Genomic DNA, 247 nt, shown 5'->3' with positions numbered 1-247 from the left:
ATCAGACTTCATATCGTTCATAGTAGTTTTGATATGTTCAACGTCTGATTCCAGTCTTGCTACTCGTGATTCCATCTCCCCACCTCCGCCACCACTACCGCCAATTTTAGGCTGCTGTGATTCATAGTCATCTGAATTTTCATGAGGTCTAACCACCCTAAGTCTGTTTCTTGACTCCAATCTAGCATCAACTGTAACGTTATTCATTTACAAGACTCACTTTAAAGTAGGCCTCATTCTTATCAAT

General features: G+C 40.5%; 1 pseudogene. It reads right to left on the bottom strand.

What is annotated here, in order from left to right:
- Nucleotides 1–207, bottom strand: a pseudogene (locus tag Xbed_RS20065) (hypothetical protein); the annotation flags it as partial.
- Nucleotides 208–247 lie beyond the last annotated feature (40 nt).

The organism is Xenorhabdus beddingii, from assembly GCF_002127545.1.
Taxonomy (GTDB): Bacteria; Pseudomonadota; Gammaproteobacteria; order Enterobacterales; family Enterobacteriaceae; genus Xenorhabdus; species Xenorhabdus beddingii.
This window is presented reverse-complemented; position numbering and strand designations above follow the sequence as displayed.